Origin of the sequence: Pantoea sp. S61 (genome assembly GCF_016625145.1) — a bacterium.
GTDB classification, from domain to species: domain Bacteria; phylum Pseudomonadota; class Gammaproteobacteria; order Enterobacterales; family Enterobacteriaceae; genus Pantoea; species Pantoea rwandensis_B.
Genome location: NZ_JACVUO010000015.1, coordinates 17,504 through 36,128 on the forward strand (window position 1 = coordinate 17,504; position 18,625 = coordinate 36,128).

An 18,625-nucleotide genomic window follows, 5' to 3' on the forward strand; every position below is an offset into this window, starting at 1 on the left:
AGCGATGATGCTGGAACTGATTGTTAAACGCTTGTTGCTGGCGATCCCCACGCTGCTGCTGGTGAGCATCATGGTGTTTGCGCTGCAAAAGCTGCTGCCGGGCGATCCGGTGCTGGCGATGGCGGGTGAGGAGCGCGATCCCGCGGTCATCGCGCAGCTGCGGGCGGAATATCATCTGGATGACCCGATCCCCACGCAGTATTTCGCGTGGATCGGCAATGCGCTGAAGGGTGACTTAGGCATGTCACTGCGCACCAAAGAGCCGGTGACTTCGCTGATCGCCAGCAAGTTGCCGGTAACGCTGGAGCTGTCGCTGCTGGCGATGGTGATTGCGCTGGGGATTGGCATCAGCATGGGCATTATCGCGGCGGTGCGCAAAGACACCTGGGTCGATCACACCACCAATTTTGTCGCGCTCTCCGGCATATCGGTGCCGCATTTCTGGCTGGGCATTCTGCTGATCCTGCTGTTTTCGGTGCATCTGCAATGGTTACCGGCCTCCGGCTTTGTACCCATCAGTGAAGATGTCGCGCAGAACCTGAAAACCCTGCTGCTGCCCGCTTTAGTGCTGGGGACGGGTCTTGCTGCCACACTGATGCGCCATACGCGGGCATCAATGATCAGCGTGCTAAAGGCCGATTACATCCGCACCGCGCGCGCCAAAGGTCTGCTGGCCCCCAAAGTGGTGCTGAAGCATGCCTTCCGTAACGCACTGATGCCGATCGTCACGCTCACCACCTTGCTGTTTGGTGAGCTGCTGGGCGGTGCGGTGTTAACCGAGCAGGTTTTCACCCTGCCCGGTTTCGGCAAGATGATTGTCGATGCGGTGTTTAACCGTGATTACGCGGTGGTACAGGGCGTGGTGCTGGTGGTGGCGATCGGCTTCCTGCTACTGAACCTGCTGGCGGATGTGCTCTATCTGTTAATCAACCCGAAAATGCGAGGCTAACCATGAGCGAGGTGTTAACAGCAGGCGCAGTGCCTGCAGTTGCAAAGCCCAACCGCCGGGTGCTGAAGAAATTTCTGCGTAATAAGAGTGCGCTGATCGGCGCAGTGATCGTGCTGCTGTTTGTAGCCGTGGCGTTGCTGGCCCCCTGGCTGGCACCGGCCGATCCGATCAAGGCAAACTTCCTTGCCGTGCGCAAAGTCCCTTCCGCGCTGTTTTGGTTGGGGACCGATGAGCTGGGCCGCGATATTCTGTCGCGTCTGATTTGGGGGGCGCGCACCTCACTTCTGGCAGGCTGCATCTCCGTGATGATTGCCATTTTGATTGGTGTGCCGCTGGGCTTAATTGCCGGTTACTGGCAGGGCTGGTGCGATGGCATTATCTCGCGCTTTATCGAAGCGCTGCTTGCCTGCCCGTTTCTGATTCTGGCGATTGCGTTGGGTGCCTTCCTCGGGCCGAGCTTGTCGAATGCGATGATCGCCATTGGGCTTTCCGCCATGCCGATCTTTGCCCGTTTGACGCGCGGCCAGGTGATTGCCATCCGCCATGAAGAGTATATCGACGGGGCGCGCGCCATCGGTTTGCCGGACCGCTGGATCATCCTGCGTTATGTGTTGCCCAACGTGCTATCACCGATTCTGGTGCAGGCCACGCTGGCGATTGCTTCCGCCATTATTACCGAAGCCAGCCTGTCATTCATCGGACTCGGCCAACAGCCGCCCTCACCTTCCTGGGGCGCGATGCTGAACACCGCTAAGGGCTACCTGGAGCAGGCACCCTGGATGTCTATTTTCCCTGGGCTGGCGATTTTTCTCACCGTGCAGGGCTTCAATCTGCTGGGCGATGGACTGCGCGACGCGCTTGATCCGCGCAATGACTCACATTAAGGAACCGTTATGAGCGATTTGGATTTCAACGTTAGTTATGCCTCGCACCGTGCCCCAATGATGGGCCGCAATGCAGTCGCCACCTCACAGCCGCTGGCGGCACAGGCGGGGATGCGCATGTTGCAACAGGGCGGCAATGCCGTGGATGCAGCGATTGCCAGCGCGATGGCGCTGACGGTGCTGGAACCCACTGGCAACGGCATTGGCAGCGATGCGTTTGCCATTATCTGGGATGGCAAAGAGCTGCATGGCTTAAATGCCTCCGGCCGATCCCCCGCCAGCTGGAATGCAGAACGCTTTGCCGGACAGAGCGCCATGCCGGAAATCGGTTGGGAAACGGTGACCGTGCCGGGCGCGGTTTCTGCCTGGGTGACGCTGGCCGAGCGCTTTGCCACATTGCCGCTGACCACGCTGGCACAACCGGCTATCGAATACGCCCGTGACGGCTTCCCGGTTTCGCCGCTGATCGCCCATCTGTGGCAGCGCGGCTACAACAAACTGAAGTCTCAGCCGGGTTTTGTTGAGTGTTTTGCGCCAGACGGCCGACCGCCGCGTGCCGGTGAGCTGTTCCGTAACCCGGCGCAGGCCGAGACATTACAGAAAATCGCCGAAACCAAGGGTGAAGCCTTCTATCGGGGTGAGCTAGCCGAGAAAATAGTGGCATTTGCCGAACAGCACGGCGCAGCACTCAGCATGGCCGATCTCAACAACCATCGTGCCGATTGGGTGGATCTGCTATCACGCCCGTTTGCCAACGGTTCGGTGCAGGAGCTGCCACCCAACGGTCAGGGCATCGCCACCTTAATTGCGCTCGGAATTCTCGAGCAGTGGGACATCGGCAGCTACACGCCGGATTCCGTGCCGTGGCTGCACTTATCCATCGAGGCGATGAAGCTGGCATTAGTCGATCTGGATCGCTACGTCACCGACTACGACCATCTGGAGTTCCCGGCAAAACTGCTGTTGAGCGACAGCTATCTTAAACAGCGCGCCCAGCTCATCAATCCTGACCAGGCCGGTGATTTTACCTTCGGCTCCCCGCAGCAGAGCGGCACCGTGTATCTCTCGACTGCCGATGCCAGCGGCATGATGGTTTCGTTTATTCAGTCCAACTATATGGGCTTCGGGTCGGGCGTGGTAGTGCCGGACACCGGCATCAGCTTGCAGAACCGCGGCTGCGGCTTCTCACTCGATCCGCAGCATCCGAATGTGGTGGCCGGTAGCAAACGCCCGTTCCACACCATTATTCCGGCGTTTGCGCTGGATGCGGCGGGACAGCCATTAATGTCGTTTGGCGTGATGGGTGGTCCAATGCAGGCGCAGGGACATCTGCAACTGGCGCTCCGCATTATGCAGCACAAGCAGAATCCGCAGGCGGCGATAGATGCACCGCGCTGGCGTGTTGAGCAAGGTCGCGCGGTAGTAGTGGAACCGGGTATCGATCGTAATGTGCTGGCGAAACTGCGCGAAATGGGTCACCAGATTACGGTGGAAGATCCGTTACAGAGCTACAATTTCGGTGGTGCGCAGGCGATTGTGCGTGACCCGCAGGGCTTCTACATTGCCGCCACTGAAAGCCGGAAGGATGGGCAGGCGCTGGTGTTTTAAATCACAACCTGGCGGCATCAGTGCGGCCTGCCTGATGCCGCCAGGTGATTTCGGCCTTTAGGTTCAGTTTGTTGCCTGCGTTCGTTGGTGTCGGTGGAGCACAACCTTTAGGGTCGACCACCAGCACATTTCTTTCATTACCTTTATCCGGCGCACCAGGGTGCGCGCTTTGCCACAGTTTGCCGCCTCTCAACCCGTTGTACACGCCAGGCCATTGCACTATCCTTTAGGACCATTCCCACCGAATCGAAATTAGCCATAACAGGAGTTCAACATGGCGTCAGGATTATCCCGCATCTGGATGCGTACCGGCATGCTTATGGTCAGCGCACTGGTTGTGCTGCAACTTACCGCCTGTGGCGATAAAGAAGGCGATCAGCGCAAAGCTTTCACCGATTTCCTGCAGAATACCGCGATGCGCAGCGGCGAGCATCTGCCCAGCCTGAGCGAAAACCAGAAGCAGACCTTCGGTAACTACGCGGGCGACTACGCCATTCTGTATGGCTTCTCACAGCAGGCCAATCAGGCGGTTGAGCAAGGCATGCGCCCTGTGGTTGATGAACTGGCCGCGATTCGTGTGCCACAAGATTATCTGACCCGTCGCGACAGTCTGCGTCAGGCGAGCGGCAACCTCAGTGTGCTGTCACAGCAGATTCAGAGCGCCAAAATGCAGGCCGACAGCAGCAAAGCCACGTTGAAGCAGCCAGACGATCTGAAGAAAGTGTATGACAGCGTCTACGCCAAAGTGGTGACGCAGCCGGCAGGTACGCTGATTCCATTGCTGCCTCAGCTGCAGGCGTTGAGCCAGGCGGCGGTGCAAACCGGTGATTATCTGCAGTCGCAGGGCACGCGTGTGACCTTCAATGACGGTGGCGTTCAGTTCCCAACGCAGGATCAGGCCACGCAGTACAACACCCTGATGAGCAACCTTTCCAGCAATGCTCAAGCCCTGACTCAGGCACAGAACGCTGTGCAGGGTGGTTTGTAACCTCGCTTTTAATGCGTTCAGGGGCGACTAACAGGCCGCCCCTTTCCTGACATACTCTTCATAGCATCTTTCAGATTTTTCGTCACTTCCTTACACCTCACTTATCTGCATCGCTATTGTGTGATCTGGCGCATTTTCAACCAAAAATAGTTTGTGATCTCAATCACACTTATGAAACAAACCACAGCACTTCAAAGGTGACTCAAGTCACATTTATCCCGTTGTTTTGCTTAAAATTTCGCCTTCGTACTTTTCTTACACTCTATTTATGTGATCTTCATCACCTTATAGCACCCTGACCACCCCAATTTTGAGTGATCTGCATCACACTTATCCCGGATGCTACGCAGCGTAATAAACTAGTGCTAGAGTCCGCGTGCATACAGTGATGCCACGGCCCGCGCCGGAACGGCTCAATAAAAGTCTTAACAAAAACAACCGCGCTCTTATTGCAGCGCGTCTCAATAAGGGGTGGGTTTATGTCCTCATCAGCGAAGGTCAAGGTCCAGAGCTTTGGTCGCTTTCTGAGTAACATGGTGATGCCAAACATCGGTGCGTTTATCGCCTGGGGTATCATCACAGCACTGTTTATCCCAACCGGATGGATTCCAAACGCAACGCTGGCGAAACTCGTCGGCCCTATGATCACTTACCTGCTGCCATTGTTGATCGGTTTCACCGGTGGACGCCTGGTGGGCGGCGATCGCGGCGGCGTGGTCGGTGCTATTACCACCATGGGTGTGATTGTCGGTGCAGATATGCCGATGTTCCTCGGCGCGATGATTGCCGGTCCACTGGGCGGCTGGGCGATCAAAACCTTTGACCGTATGGTTGATGGTAAAATCAAAAGCGGCTTTGAGATGCTGGTTAACAACTTCTCAGCCGGTATCATCGGTATGCTGTTGGCGCTGCTGGCGTTCATCGGCATCGGTCCATTGGTTGAAGGTCTGTCACACATCCTTGCGGCGGGCGTAAATCTGATGGTGCAGAACAACCTGCTGCCACTGACCTCTATCTTTGTTGAACCGGCGAAAATCCTGTTCCTCAATAACGCCATCAACCACGGTATCTTCTCGCCACTGGGTATCCAGCAGGCCAGCGAAGCCGGTAAATCTATCTTCTTCCTGATTGAAGCTAACCCAGGCCCAGGTATGGGTGTGCTGGTTGCCTACATGATTTTTGGTCGCGGTAGCGCCAAGCAGTCTGCAGGCGGTGCGGCCATCATCCACTTCCTTGGTGGTATCCACGAAATTTACTTCCCGTACGTGCTGATGGCGCCACGTCTGCTGCTGGCGGTGATCCTCGGTGGTATGACAGGCGTGTTCACCCTGACCGTACTGAACGGCGGTCTGGTGTCTCCAGCGTCTCCGGGTTCTATCCTTGCAGTTCTGGCGATGACGCCAAAAGGCGCATACTTCGCCAACATCGCGGCCATCATCGCGGCGTTTGCTGTCTCCTTCGTGGTCTCTTCTATCCTGCTGAAAACCAGCAAAGTGAAAGAAGATGACGATATCGAAGCTGCGACTCAGCGTATGCGTGATATGAAAGCGCAGTCGAAAGGTCAGGCCGTTGCGGGTTCTCCGGTTATCGCCGATGCCAACAGTGTTGATGTGAGCCACGTGCGTAAAATCATCGTGGCCTGTGATGCCGGTATGGGTTCAAGCGCCATGGGTGCAGGTGTGCTGCGTAAGAAAGTGCTGGATGCCGGCCTGAGCAATATCTCGGTAACCAACAGTGCGATTAACTCACTGCCGGGCGATGTGGATCTGGTGATTACCCACCGCGATCTGACGGAACGCGCGATGCGTCAGGCACCGCAGGCGCAGCATATTTCACTGAACAACTTCCTCGATAGCGCGCTTTACAGCAATCTGACTGAACGTCTGATCGCCGCTAACCGCAGTGAAGCACATCGTGAAACCGTGCAGACCACGCTGGCAGACAGCTATGACGATGGCAGCGCTAATTTGTTCAAACTGGGCGCGGACAACGTGTTCCTCGGCTTGAGCGCCAGCAACAAAGAGCAGGCGATTCGATTTGCTGGTGAGCAGCTGGTGAAAGGCGGTTATGTCCAGCCAGAGTACGTTGAAGCAATGCTGGAACGTGAAAAGCTGACCCCGACCTATCTCGGTGAGTCTATCGCTGTGCCGCACGGCACCGTGGAAGCCAAAGATCGCGTGCTGAAAACTGGCGTGGTGTTCTGCCAGTACCCAGCAGGTGTGCTGTTTGGTGAAGAAGCCGATGACGTAGCGCGCCTGGTGATTGGTATTGCCGCTCGCAATAACGAACACATTCAGGTGATTACCAGCCTGACCAACGCGCTGGATGATGACAGCGTGATTGAGAAGCTGGCGAACACCACCAGCGTGCAGGATGTGCTGGATCTGCTGTCAGGTAGCACCGCGAAAGCGTAAAACCACGTTTTAACTTTCCTGGGGCGGGCAAGCCCGTCCCACATTTCCGGGGCGGATTTGCCCGCCCTTTCGTCATTTGATATGGGTCAAATTTATGAAAGCGTTACATTTTGGAGCAGGTAACATCGGTCGCGGTTTTATCGGTAAGTTGCTGGCTGATGCCGGTATCGAACTGGTTTTCGCGGATGTGAATCAGGTGGTTCTGGATGCCCTTAACGCCCGTCATGAGTATCCGGTTCATGTAGTTGGCGAGCAGGCAAAGGTCGAAATCGTTACCGGCGTTAGCGCAGTGAACAGCACCAGCGACGACATCGTTACGCTGATTGCTGAGGTTGATATCGTTACCACGGCGGTTGGTCCGCAAATTCTGGAGCGCATCGCAGGCGGTGTGGCGAAAGGTCTGGCCAAACGCAGCGACAACGGTAATGTCCGTCCGCTGAATATCATCGCCTGTGAAAACATGGTGCGCGGCACCAGTCAGTTGAAGCAACATGTGCTGAAAGCGCTGCCAGAGCACTATCACGCGTGGGTTGAAGAGCATGTTGGCTTCGTCGACTCCGCCGTTGACCGCATCGTGCCGCCTTCTGAGGCCGGCAGCAACGATCCGCTGGAAGTGACAGTCGAAACCTTCAGCGAATGGATTGTGGATAAAACTCAGTTCAAGGGTGAATTGCCAAACATTCCTGGCATGGAGCTGACCGACAACCTGATGGCATTTGTCGAGCGCAAACTCTTCACACTGAATACCGGCCATGCCATCACCGCCTATCTTGGCCAGTTAGCCGGCCACGCCACCATCCGTGATGCGATTCTGGATGAGAAAGTGCGTGCCGTGGTGCAGGGTGCGATGCAGGAGAGCGGCGAGGTGCTGATCAAACGCTATGGCTTTGATGCCGACAAGCACGCCGCTTACATCCAGAAAATCCTCACTCGTTTTGAAAATCCATACCTGAAAGATGATGTTGAACGTGTTGGCCGCCAGCCGCTGCGTAAACTCAGCGCGGGCGATCGTCTGATTAAACCCACGCTCGGCACCCTTGAGTACCAGCTGCCACACGCCAACCTGGTGCAGGGTATCGCTGCCGCGATGCACTACCGCAGTGAAGCCGATCCACAGGCACAGGAACTGGCTGCCCTGTTGGCTGAGAAAGGCCCACAGGCAACACTGGCCGAGATCTCTGGACTGGAAGCCAATAGCGAAGTGGTCACCTCAGTGGTGAGTGCTTACAACGCTATGGCATAATGCGCGCCTTTTAATAGCTCACTCGGGCGCGGTGCCAACCGTGCCCGTCGGCGGTAGCGGAACGATGCAGGCAATAATGGAAGAGAAGCAAGCTTTTGAAAACCGGGTGCTTGAGCGCCTGAACGCCGGTCGATCGGTGAGAAGCTTCCTGATCGCCGCTGTTGAGCTATTGGCTGAAGCGGTCAACCTGCTGGTGTTGCAGGTTTTCCGCAAAGACGATTATGCCGTGAAATACGCGGTTGAACCGTTGCTGCTCGGCGACGGTCCGCTGGGCGAGCTGTCGGTGCGTTTGAAACTGATTTACGGCTTGGGCGTGATTAATCGCCATGAATATGAAGATTGTGAGCTGCTGCTGGCGCTACGTGAAGAACTCGATCACGACACCAGCGACTACCGCTTTACTGACGATGAGATTTTGGGGCCGTTTGGTGAACTGCACTGCGTCGTAGCGTGGCCGCCACAACCTGACTTCACCCGAGACGACGAGGCATTACGCAGTATGCAGCAACAGCGCTATCTGCAGATGGTGCGCTCGACCATGGTGCTGTCACTCACCGAGCTGATATCGCGCATCTCCCACAAGCAAGCCTTTAAGAAGCCGGCCGTTTAGGGGCACTGTCGCGGTCGAATCCGCCCCGCTGCAAAATCGCCCCGTTTTGATGTATCCTTTGCCTGTTTTCCTTAACGAGTTTCCCCTGATGAAAGAACAAGAAAAAGCCGAGATCAAACTGCTCAGTGATCAACTGGACGCATTGAATCGCAAAGAACCCCAGCTGCTGGAATCTGGCGATGCCGAAAAACTCGGCGAGTTGCTGCGTGAAAAAGAGAAGCTGGTGCAGGAAATTGAACGTCTGCGCAGTGTTCGCGATGAGAAGCTGAGCAAAGAAGCGCAACAGCTGCAGAAGCTGGGCTTCAGCCGTGAGATCACCAAGAAAGAACAAGCCAACATGGGCGCATTTAAGAAGAGCGTGCGCGGCCTGGTGGTGGTGCATCCAATGACCGCGCTGGGGCGTGAGATGGGGCTGAAGGTGATGACCGGCTACGCGAAGCAGCCGTTCTGATACCCGATTACGCGGCGTGTGATACGTCGCGTTCTACGCTCTCTTCCTGCAGTGGTTCAGCCCCTGCAACGGGTTCAACCCCTGCGGCCAGCAATACCTGGGTGTTCAACGCATCCAACAGTGCATAGCGACGGCGATACTCCGCGCGTTTCTTACTGGCGATCTCTTCCAGTGCTTTCCTTTCCATCTGCAGCGGCAACGTAAACAGGTCGTCGGCACGGGCTTCACCGCCCAGTGACAGCCAGAACTCGCTGTAGCTGGCAAAGAACTTATCACCTTTACTGTGGCGATAACGCATGCTGCGGAACACATGCGTGGTATCTCCTACCGCGCAAATCGCTTGCACGCCACATTGTTGCGCCAGAATAAATACCGCTTCCATTAACAGACGTTTCGGGAATACGCCATGTGCGGCTTTGGTTGCATCGCGGATCACATCATTTGAGATGTGTTTGCGCGGCCCCTGCAATCCACCAATCAATAATGTGCGCTTGCCCTTTTCCTGAATAATGGAAAATGAGAGCGAGGCAATATTCAGGGTTTGATAATGCAGTGTCAGGGTTATTTCACCTTCACGGTCAAAATGTCCTGGGCAGCAATTAATAGCAAACACCTCATCGTTTTTTCCGTTAAAGGCGGCAATCACATTTAAAACCGGACTCAGCAGTAACTGGCGCAGTTTGGTATTATCCAGTTGATCCATCAGCGTGTAATGGTCAAGCAGTGCATGCGCGCGTTGCGCCACGCTGAAGCCCGCGCGCAGGTAAGGGCGATGCGGTTTAGCCGGCAGCAAACCCTGCATTTTCAGCAGTTGGGGTAGAAATGGCAGTTTCGCTAACTCGTTAAGGTAATTAAATGTTGTAACAGGAAAGATTAAAGACCTTAAAGCAAATTTAAAGCGGAACATACTGCTATTCCATAACTTATCAGGTCTGACTTTTCCGCTAATTAACGGCAAAAACAGGGATGCCGACGAATCTTTATTCGCCACAGGGGTAGTGATAGTAGACATAATTATTTTACTTTCGTGTGATCAACTGCGGCTACTGTATGCCCCAAATTATCAACGACAGGTTAATAACGACCGTAACGGTATTGTCAGAAGAGATAATCTTGAAGTGGTTTAAGAAGTGTTTAGTTTTCGTAAAGAAAAAAACCGGTGAAGCAGCTTCACCGGTTTTGTGCGTTGGCTATCGCCTGAACTTACTTAGCAGCAGCGAAACGTGCAGCCGCTTCGTCCCAGTTCACCACGTTCCAGAATGCTTTGATGTAATCAGGACGTTTGTTCTGATACTTCAGGTAGTAAGCGTGTTCCCACACATCCAGACCGATGATTGGCTCACCGGATGCGCCAGAAATGGCTTCACCCATCAGCGGGCTATCCTGGTTAGCGGTTGAAACCACAGCCAGCTTGTCGCCCTTTTTCACCAGCCACGCCCAGCCTGAGCCGAAACGAGTGGTAGCGGCTTTCTCAAACTCAGCCTGGAAAGCTTCAACGCTGCCGAAATCTTTTTCGATAGCGGCTTTCAGTTCGCCTTGCAGGCTGGTGCCCAGTTTCAGGCCTTTCCAGAAGAAGCTGTGGTTAGCGTGGCCGCCCGCGTTGTTACGCAGTGGACCTTTTTTGTCTGCTGGCAGCTGATCCAGTTTAGCGATCAGTTCTTCAACCGGCAGATTAGCGAATTCGGACCCTTCCAGCGCTGCATTCGCGTTGTTAACGTAAGCCTGGTGGTGTTTAGAGTGATGGATTTCCATCGTCTGCTTGTCGAAGTGTGGTTCCAGTGCGTCGTACGCGTAAGGCAGGGATGGCAGTGAATAACTCATGTTCTTCCTCTCCATTTAGTGTTTTGCAGCATCACCTTAACAGGGTGCCGCGTAAGCAGTCGGATCATTATAGTTAAAATCATGATCGGTAAAAGGGTTATCAATGCCTTAGTAATGATAAGGATTTGATCAATCTGGGAAAAGCACCGCACATAGCGTGACATCTTTTGTCAGCTGGGCCGCAGGGTTAAATCTTGTGCGTACTGGCACGCAACTTCAGCTGCACCGGCAGTTCGTTGAGGGTGGGTGGCTCATCTCCCTTCAATGCGGCGAGTAAGCGCTTGCCTGCCATGCGCCCCATCTCTTCATAGGGCAGTACAACGCTGGTCAGCGGCGGCGAGCAAACCGCCGCCAGTGGGCCGCCGCCGATGCTGGCAATCGCCAGCTGGCTGGGAATTGAGATGCCTGCGGCGTGGCAAGCCATGATGGCGCCACACGCCACTTCGTCACTGGTGCAAATCAGCACATCCAGCTCAGGCCAGGTGAGCCGGATCTCAGCCAGCAGGCTATGCCCGGCGGCAAAGGTAGGCATTTTTGGCGAGGTCACCACGCGGTGCGGCGCCTGATTCGCTGCCAGCATGCCACTGTGCCAGCCATTCAGCAGCTGGCGGAAAATCGTGGTATTGGTTTGCGTGCACAACAAGCCGAGATGACGATAACCGCGCTCGACCAAACTTTGCACCAGCTGGCGAATCGCTTTGGCAAAATCAACACCGATACTAATACCCGCAGATTCCTGATGCACACCGCCGATGTCCATCACCGGCAGGCCGGAATTACTCAGCAAACGATGGGCTTCGGCGGCATTGTCGAAGTTGAAATGCACCATCGCCGCCGGATTATAGGAGAGCAGCATCTCAATCAACTCGCTCTCTTCCGCCGCCGAGTGGTTGGCTTCCGCCAGCATCATGTTGTAACCCTGCGGACGCAGAATTTCTTGCAGCGCTTCCGATACAATTGCACTGCCCGGCGTGGCGAACGAAGGCACCACCATGGTGATGAGCTTCGACGATGCCGACGCCAGATTACGCGCCTGGATATTTGGCACGTAGGCCAATTCGGCGACAGCCGCATCAATTTTGGCGCGAATTTCAGGTGAGACTTTTTCCGGCATGCGTAACGCACGTGATGCCGTCATGGTGCTCACGCCGACCAAACGGGCAACATCGGCCAGTGTGCTTTTGCCGGTACCGCGCCGTTTTTTCTCTGCCATGCCTTCTCCTATCTGACTTGCTACAAATGCCCGCACGCAGCTTAAAACCAAATGCGCCAACGTGCCACGTTAATCACCACAGATTCGGGCACACCTCACCTGCTGAGCATTTTCAGAATCTCCGAGCATGTCAGGTGCTTGCAACGATGACAAACGGGCTGCACAAAAATGTTAGCGATAACACATTTTTTAACAACATCGGTGTTAGCGCTAACTTTTGCGACAATCATCACAGAAAAGCGGTGAGAAAATCACCTAAAGTGCACTCCATCGACGAATAACCAGGAATTACTGATGCTCACTCAATGGCTGACACCGCAACATATTCGCATCGTAGAGCAGGTCAGCAACTGGCAGGACGCGGTACGTTTATCCGCTGAGCCGCTGCTGGCCGAAGGGGCGATCACCCCGGCTTACCTCGATGCCATCTTCACTTCGCATGCCGAACTGGGACCTTACTACGTACTGGCACCCGGCCTGGCGATGCCGCATGCCCGTCCAGAACAGGGCGCGCGTAAGAATGGTTTGTCGCTGCTGCATGTGAAAAACGGTGTGAGTTTTGCAGCGGATGAAAACGATCCGGTGTATGTGGTGATTATGCTGTGCGCCGTTTCCGGCGACGATCATATCCAGATGATCACAGCATTAGCCGAAGTATTCAGTGACGAATCTCGCCTGCAGCAGTTGCTGAAGGCGGCAACCCTACCAGCGATTGAAGCTGTTATTACAAATTAACCACCAGAGAATCCTATTATGAAAAAAGTCCTGATTGTGTGCGGTAATGGTTTAGGCAGCAGCTTTATTGTGGAAATGAACGTGAAGAAAATTGTGGCGGAATTAGGTAAAGAGGCTGAAGTGGGCCATACCGATTTAACCACGGCGAAATCTGAGCAGGCTGATTTAATCATCAGCGCCAAAGATATTGCCGATCAATTATCCGGGCATAGCGCGCAGGTATTTGGTCTGACGAATTTATTAGATAACGCCAAAATTAAAGAAATCCTGGCGGAAAATCTGTAATAGCCCGATTTTACTCACATGGAGTAATTATGCTGCAATTTATCATCAAGGATGTTCTCGGAACACCCGCAATACTTGTCGGCCTTTTTTCCCTGATTGGTTTATTACTGCAAAAGAAACCGGTGTCGGATGTGATTTCCGGCACGCTGAAAACCATCATGGGCTTTGTGATTCTTATCGCCGGGGCCAACCTGATTGCGGCAACACTGACTATTTTCAGCCAGCTGTTTGAGCACTCGTTCAATATTCAGGGTGTCGTGCCGAATACTGATGCGATGGCCGCGCTGGCGCAGAAGAGTTACGGCACTGAAACCGCGATGATCATGGTGTTCGGTATGCTGGTGAACATCCTGCTGGCGCGTATCACCCCGCTGAAGTACATCTTCCTGACCGGTCATCACACGCTCTATATGTCAGCGATGCTGGCGGTGATTCTTTCCGTCGGCGGCGTACATGGCTTCTGGCTGGTGCTCATCGGTTCACTGATTCTCGGCACCATGATGGTGGTGTGCCCGGCGATTCTGCAGCCGTTCACACGTAAAATCACCAATTCGGACGATTTGGCGCTCGGCCACTTCGGCTCGACCGGTTACCTGCTGTCTGCGCTGGTCGGTAAAGCGGTGGGCAAAGGCAGTCCATCCACCGAAGAGTTGAAGGTGCCGAAAACCCTCAACTTCCTGCGTGACTCCTCGGTCGCAATTTCGCTGACCATGATGATTCTGTTTATCGCGCTGGTGTTGGTGGCGGGTAAAGAGTTCACCGAAAGTCAGGTGAGCGGCGGTCAGAACTTCATCGTGTTCGCGATTATTCAGTCCATCACCTTTGCGGCGGGCGTTTATATCATTCTCGCCGGTGTGCGTATGGTGATTGCCGAGATCGTGCCCGCCTTCAAAGGCATCGCGGATAAGTTAGTGCCTAACGCCAAACCGGCGCTGGACTGCCCAACGGTGTTCCCGTTTGCGCCGAATGCGGTGATCATCGGCTTCCTGTGCAGTTTCTCCGCCGGTCTGATCAGCATGTTCCTGTGCCCACTGTTTGGTCTGAGCGTGATTGTTCCTGGTCTGGTGCCCCACTTCTTCTGCGGTGCCACCGCGGGTGTTTATGGCAACATTACGGGTGGACGTCGCGGCGCGGTGGTCGGCTCCTTTGTACAAGGGCTGCTGATCTCCTTCCTGCCTGCGATTCTGCTGCCGCTGATGGGCGACCTGGGCTTTGCTTCCACCACCTTTGGCGACGCGGACTTCGGTATTGTCGGCATCGTACTCGGCCACATTATTTCATTCTTCCATTGATGTCATAAACAGCGCCTGCGGGCGCTGGATTATGTAATGAGGAAATAAACAATGAACGCTCAATTTTCACCGTCATTAATGTGCATGGATCTCACCCGTTTTCGTGAACAGATCGAAGCGATGAATAGCACTGCGGCTTTTTATCATGTCGATATTATGGATGGCAGCTACGTTAAAAACATTACGTTATCGCCGTTCTTTATCGAGAATCTGCGTAAGATCACCGATGTGCCGATTGATGTGCATTTAATGGTGAACCACCCGGAAGATATTATTCCGATGTGCATCGAAGCGGGTGCGGATATTATTAGCTTCCATCCAGAAACAGCGAATAACAAAATATTCCGTCTGCTGAATCAGATCAAAGAAGCGGGCCGTCGCTGCGGCGTGGTATTAAATCCGGCGACACCTGCCGAGAGCATTCGTGAGTATGCACATCTGCTGGATAAGGTTACGGTGATGTCGGTGGACCCTGGCTTTGCGGGGCAGAAATTTATCCCGGAAACACTGAACAAGATTCGCCAGCTGATTACCCTGCGCGAAGAGCACGGTTATCACTATCTGACCGAGATTGATGGTTCCTGCAATGCGCGCACCTTTAGGCAGATTGCCGCGTCAGGGGTGGATGTGTTTATCGTTGGCACATCAGGTTTGTTTAATCTGGATGAGGATGTCGCGCAGGCGTGGCAGAAGATGGAAAGCATTTTTGCGACCGAGACCGCAGCCGCCTGACTCTTTGCAGGTCCGCACCCGGAGTAAATTGTGCTGATTCTCAGCCGGGTCGCCATGAATGGCGACCCGGTTCATCATCCTGAAACCGCGTTAAGCCAACCGTCCAGGTTTACCGACCCAGCTCGGTCAGTGACTTATCCAGCGCACCCACCAGCCAATCAATATCCGATTCCTGGAAAGCCAATGGTGGACGCAGCTTCAGTACGTTGCCGTACGGCCCGGCCACCGACGTCAGCACATGGTGATCGCGCAGCTTCTCGGTGAGGTCCAGCGCCAGCGCTTTATCCGGCGTTTTGCTCTCCCGATCCTGCACCAGTTCAAAGCCGATAAACAGCCCTGCTCCGCGCACATCGCCAATGCTCTCATGGCGATCCATCAGCTTCTGCAACTCGGCGAGCAGTTTGGCACCCACCACGCGGCTATGCTCCTGCAAGCCCTCTTCTTTAATCACCGTCAGGACCGCCTGCGCCGCCGCCATAGCAACCGGGTTGCCGCCAAAGGTATTGAAGTAAGGGATATCGTCACTAAACGCCGCCAGCACATGACTCTTCGCCAGCAGGCCGGAAACCGGAATACCGTTACCCATCGGTTTACCGGTGGTGACCACATCCGGCACCACGCCGTGACGGGCAAAGCCCCAGAATGCATCACCGGTACGACCAAAGCCTGGCTGCACTTCATCGGCAATGAAAATACCGCCGTTAGCGTGCACCACATCCACCGCTTTTTGCAGGAAACCGCGAGGGTTCGGCAAAACACCATCGGAAGAGAAGATTGAATCGGCGAGGAAGCCAGCAAACTTAATGCCGTGCGCCTTCATGTCATCAATCTGTTTCTGGATTTCGTTGGCAAACCATTCACCGAGATCCGGTGTATTGACACGATAAGCATCCGGCGGCGAAACCAGGCGTGTCGTGGCCGCCAGTGGCTGCCCGCTGCCCAGTGCCGGAGAGACGCCAGACGTGAGATCGCTGGTGCCGTGATAGGCTTCCTGCGACACGATGATGCCCGTACCGCCGCTGAAAGCACGCGCCACGCGAATGGCCAAATCGTTAGCTTCTGATCCGGTGCACATATACATGGCACGGTCGATAGCGTCTGGCGTGGTTGCCAGCAGCTCTTCGGTGTAATCGAGAATGCGTTCGTGCAGATAGCGGGTGTGGGTATTCAGCATCTTCATCTGCTGATTTACCGCTTCGATCACCGCCGGATGGCAGTGGCCAATGCTGGCCACGTTGTTGTACACATCGAGATATTTGTTACCTGCGGCATCCCACAGATACTGCCCTTCACCGCGCACCAGATGCACCGGCTTACGATAAAACAGGCGATATGACTCGCCCAACACTTTGCTGCGCTTGTCTGTTAGCTGGCGGGTTGCCGCATCCAGACCGTCGGCGTGCTCAGCACGAAAACTGTTGGTGTCCATGATGGTGGAACGTGTAGCCATGGTAACTCCCGTTGCGAAGGTGAAAGGGGTGCATGATGTGTGACCGTTGTCACCATCATGCCTGCTTTAACGAGAAATGCAACAAAATACACAAATACAACTAAATACACATGACGCCGTAATGACACTCAGGTAAGCTTAGGCCCAGATTATTACGCTACAGGGAAAAGTCATGCTGCAGGAAACCCGCTTACACCGCATTCGAGCCCTGCTGACCACGCAGCATCAGGTCAGCACCGAGCGCATTATCAATGAGCTGGGTATTTCGCGGGAAACGGCACGGCGAGACATTATTGAGCTGGAAGCGCAGGGTTTAGCCCGACGGGTGCATGGCGGTTTGGTGGCGGTAGATAGCCAGCCGGAAGCACCGCTGCAAGTGCGCCGCAGTGCCCAGGCAAAAGAGAAGCGTTCAATTGCCATAGCGGCTGCGCAGCATTTGCAGCCGGGCCAAACGCTGTTTCTCGATGCCGGCACCACCACCACCATGCTGGCGGAGCAGCTGCGCAGCATGGCCGGCTTAACCATTATCACTAACAGTTTGCAGGCTGCGCTGGCGCTGAGCGCCGCCGAAGAACATGAAACGCTGAATAATCAGGTGATTTTGCTGGGCGGAATGATGATGGCAGGTGCACAGCAGACGCGCGGTGAAATCACGGTCAACGAGATTTACCGCTATCGCGCCGACGTTGCCCTGCTGTCACCGGTTGGCATTGATGCCAAAAATGGCGCCAGCAGTTTCCATCCACACGAAGCGGCGATCGCCCGCGCCATGGTGCAGCAGGCTTCGCGCACCTTTTTACTGGCGGATCACAGCAAGCTGGGGGTGATCAGTCGCACGGTATATGCGCCGATTGGAGACGTGGATTTGCTGATTTGCGACAGCGGCCCCGCCAAACCCGGCGCATTAGCCGCGCTCCAACAGGCGCTGCCACAGGTACAGGTGGTTTAAATCAGGCGCTGTGGATGGCTATACACCGTAGCGCGTCCCGGTTTACTAAATCCTATCAGCGTTAAATGACAACGCTCGGCGACCTCAACGGCAAGTTGGGTCGCAGCAGATACCGCAAATAAAATCTCAACGCCGCACATCGCTGATTTCTGCACCATCTCATAACTGGCGCGGCTGGAGACTAACACAGCACCTTGTTGCCACGGCTGCTGGCTGCGATGCCCCAGCAGTTTATCCAGCGCCACATGGCGGCCCACGTCTTCGCAGCCACCGAGCAATTCCCCCTGCGGCGACATCCATGCCGCCGCGTGCGTGCATCCGGTGAGATTACCGATGGGTTGGTAATTGCGTAGTTGCGCCAGCCCGCTATCGAGGTTCGCCAGATCGAAGGTTTGGGTAAACGGCAGCGGCTGCAGCGGTTTTCCAATCTGGTCGAGCTGTTCCACGCCGCACACGCCACAGCCGGTGCGCCCCGCCATGGCACGGCGCTGCTCTTTCAGTGCCATAAAGCGGCGGCTGGAGAGTTCGATCTGCACTTCGATACCGTTGCAGCCGGGCACCACATCCATGCCGAAGATCTCATCAGGCTTCTCAATAATGCCTTCTGAGAGTGAGAAACCGAGCGCAAACGCCTCGAGATCGTTGGGCGTGGCCATCATCACCACATGGGAAATGCCGTTATACACCAGCGCGATCGGCACCTCTTGTGCCAGCCAGTCGGTTTCAGACGTGCTGATATCACGCCGCTGACGCACCTGCGCCTGCACTGCGCCTGAGATCTCAATCACACTCTGATGACTTTCCTGTGCTTTGACTTTCACTTTGCTCGCCTCGGACAACAACCATATTAAAGCAGTGGTATTATTCTGCTGCTATTCTCACACTGTTAGTTGGGTCATTGTGAACCTCGGCCCAACGCATCACAAAAAAATTTTTGCCCGTCATTCGGATGGTGACAAGGCAGCAAGCCCCTTCAAGTCGGGAGCTTACACCCGTAAGCG

At 55.0% G+C, this 18,625-nt stretch carries 18 protein-coding genes; 13 read left to right on the top strand and 5 right to left on the bottom strand.

Going from position 1 to position 18,625, the window contains the following annotated elements; genetic code table 11:
* Window positions 1-7 precede the first annotated feature (7 nt).
* The 8 genes from IAE30_RS22405 to IAE30_RS22440 all read left to right on the top strand — a co-directional run bounded on the left by IAE30_RS22405 (window position 8) and on the right by IAE30_RS22440 (window position 9,147).
* Window positions 8-949, top strand: a complete 942-nt coding sequence (locus tag IAE30_RS22405; RefSeq protein WP_045815032.1) for an ABC transporter permease — start codon at window positions 8-10, stop codon at window positions 947-949.
* A 2-nt stretch (window positions 950-951) separates the two neighbouring features.
* Window positions 952-1,833, top strand: a complete 882-nt coding sequence (locus tag IAE30_RS22410) for an ABC transporter permease (RefSeq protein ID WP_200681049.1) — start codon at window positions 952-954, stop codon at window positions 1,831-1,833.
* A 9-nt stretch (window positions 1,834-1,842) separates the two neighbouring features.
* On the top strand, window positions 1,843-3,441 hold the full coding sequence (locus IAE30_RS22415; RefSeq protein WP_200681050.1) for a gamma-glutamyltransferase family protein: 1,599 nt from the start codon (window positions 1,843-1,845) through the stop codon (window positions 3,439-3,441).
* Between the two features lie 274 nt (window positions 3,442-3,715).
* Window positions 3,716-4,429 carry a DUF3053 domain-containing protein gene (locus IAE30_RS22420; protein WP_038643872.1) on the top strand — a complete coding sequence of 238 codons (714 nt, stop codon included), beginning with the start codon at window positions 3,716-3,718 and terminating at the stop codon, window positions 4,427-4,429.
* Between the two features lie 479 nt (window positions 4,430-4,908).
* The gene (locus IAE30_RS22425; RefSeq protein ID WP_200681051.1) at window positions 4,909-6,843 is read left to right on the top strand and encodes a PTS mannitol transporter subunit IICBA; all 1,935 of its coding nucleotides are present in this window, start codon (window positions 4,909-4,911) and stop codon (window positions 6,841-6,843) included.
* A 94-nt stretch (window positions 6,844-6,937) separates the two neighbouring features.
* Complete coding sequence (mtlD, locus tag IAE30_RS22430) at window positions 6,938-8,086, top strand: mannitol-1-phosphate 5-dehydrogenase (protein ID WP_038643875.1); 1,149 nt, start codon at window positions 6,938-6,940, stop codon at window positions 8,084-8,086.
* Window positions 8,087-8,162: 76 nt separating this feature from the next.
* Window positions 8,163-8,696 (top strand): MltR family transcriptional regulator, encoded by a 534-nt coding sequence (locus IAE30_RS22435; protein ID WP_038643876.1) that lies wholly within the window; start codon window positions 8,163-8,165, stop codon window positions 8,694-8,696.
* A gap of 88 nt (window positions 8,697-8,784) precedes the next feature.
* A complete protein-coding gene (locus tag IAE30_RS22440) occupies window positions 8,785-9,147 on the top strand; it encodes a YibL family ribosome-associated protein (RefSeq protein WP_038643877.1) in 363 nt (120 codons plus the stop codon).
* A 7-nt stretch (window positions 9,148-9,154) separates the two neighbouring features.
* Here the strand turns inward: IAE30_RS22440 and IAE30_RS22445 are convergent, their stop codons facing one another.
* From IAE30_RS22445 to IAE30_RS22455, 3 genes are all read right to left on the bottom strand, one after another.
* The gene (locus tag IAE30_RS22445) at window positions 9,155-10,159 is read right to left on the bottom strand and encodes a VirK/YbjX family protein (protein WP_200681052.1); all 1,005 of its coding nucleotides are present in this window, start codon (window positions 10,157-10,159) and stop codon (window positions 9,155-9,157) included.
* 191 nt (window positions 10,160-10,350) lie between these two features.
* Window positions 10,351-10,968 (bottom strand): superoxide dismutase [Mn], encoded by a 618-nt coding sequence (gene sodA / locus IAE30_RS22450; protein WP_038643878.1) that lies wholly within the window; start codon window positions 10,966-10,968, stop codon window positions 10,351-10,353.
* Between the two features lie 187 nt (window positions 10,969-11,155).
* Entirely contained in the window at window positions 11,156-12,181 is a 1,026-nt protein-coding gene (locus IAE30_RS22455) for a LacI family DNA-binding transcriptional regulator (protein ID WP_200681053.1), read from the bottom strand.
* Window positions 12,182-12,475: 294 nt separating this feature from the next.
* Between IAE30_RS22455 and IAE30_RS22460 the strand changes: the two genes are divergently transcribed.
* From IAE30_RS22460 to alsE, 4 genes are read left to right on the top strand one after another with little or no spacing between them, the layout of a single operon-like run.
* The gene (locus tag IAE30_RS22460; RefSeq protein WP_038643880.1) at window positions 12,476-12,916 is read left to right on the top strand and encodes a PTS sugar transporter subunit IIA; all 441 of its coding nucleotides are present in this window, start codon (window positions 12,476-12,478) and stop codon (window positions 12,914-12,916) included.
* A gap of 18 nt (window positions 12,917-12,934) precedes the next feature.
* Window positions 12,935-13,201, top strand: coding sequence for a PTS sugar transporter subunit IIB (locus tag IAE30_RS22465; protein ID WP_034827725.1), 267 nt, complete (start codon window positions 12,935-12,937; stop codon window positions 13,199-13,201).
* 29 nt (window positions 13,202-13,230) lie between these two features.
* Window positions 13,231-14,493: a PTS ascorbate transporter subunit IIC gene (locus IAE30_RS22470; RefSeq protein ID WP_034827723.1), complete on the top strand. Its 1,263-nt coding sequence runs from the start codon at window positions 13,231-13,233 to the stop codon at window positions 14,491-14,493.
* Window positions 14,494-14,544: 51 nt separating this feature from the next.
* Window positions 14,545-15,225, top strand: coding sequence for a D-allulose 6-phosphate 3-epimerase (alsE, locus tag IAE30_RS22475; protein WP_038643882.1), 681 nt, complete (start codon window positions 14,545-14,547; stop codon window positions 15,223-15,225).
* 109 nt (window positions 15,226-15,334) lie between these two features.
* Here the strand turns inward: alsE and IAE30_RS22480 are convergent, their stop codons facing one another.
* On the bottom strand, window positions 15,335-16,675 hold the full coding sequence (locus IAE30_RS22480) for an aspartate aminotransferase family protein (protein WP_045815038.1): 1,341 nt from the start codon (window positions 16,673-16,675) through the stop codon (window positions 15,335-15,337).
* Window positions 16,676-16,847: 172 nt separating this feature from the next.
* On the opposite strand from IAE30_RS22480, the gene IAE30_RS22485 reads away from it, so the two are divergent.
* A complete protein-coding gene (locus IAE30_RS22485; RefSeq protein ID WP_045815039.1) occupies window positions 16,848-17,624 on the top strand; it encodes a DeoR/GlpR family DNA-binding transcription regulator in 777 nt (258 codons plus the stop codon).
* On the opposite strand, the gene fdhD is transcribed toward IAE30_RS22485, so the two are convergent.
* Window positions 17,621-18,403 (bottom strand): formate dehydrogenase accessory sulfurtransferase FdhD, encoded by a 783-nt coding sequence (fdhD, locus tag IAE30_RS22490; protein ID WP_231638497.1) that lies wholly within the window; start codon window positions 18,401-18,403, stop codon window positions 17,621-17,623. The two genes, IAE30_RS22485 and fdhD, sit on opposite strands and share 4 nt — an antisense overlap.
* Window positions 18,404-18,625: the final 222 nt, after the last annotated feature.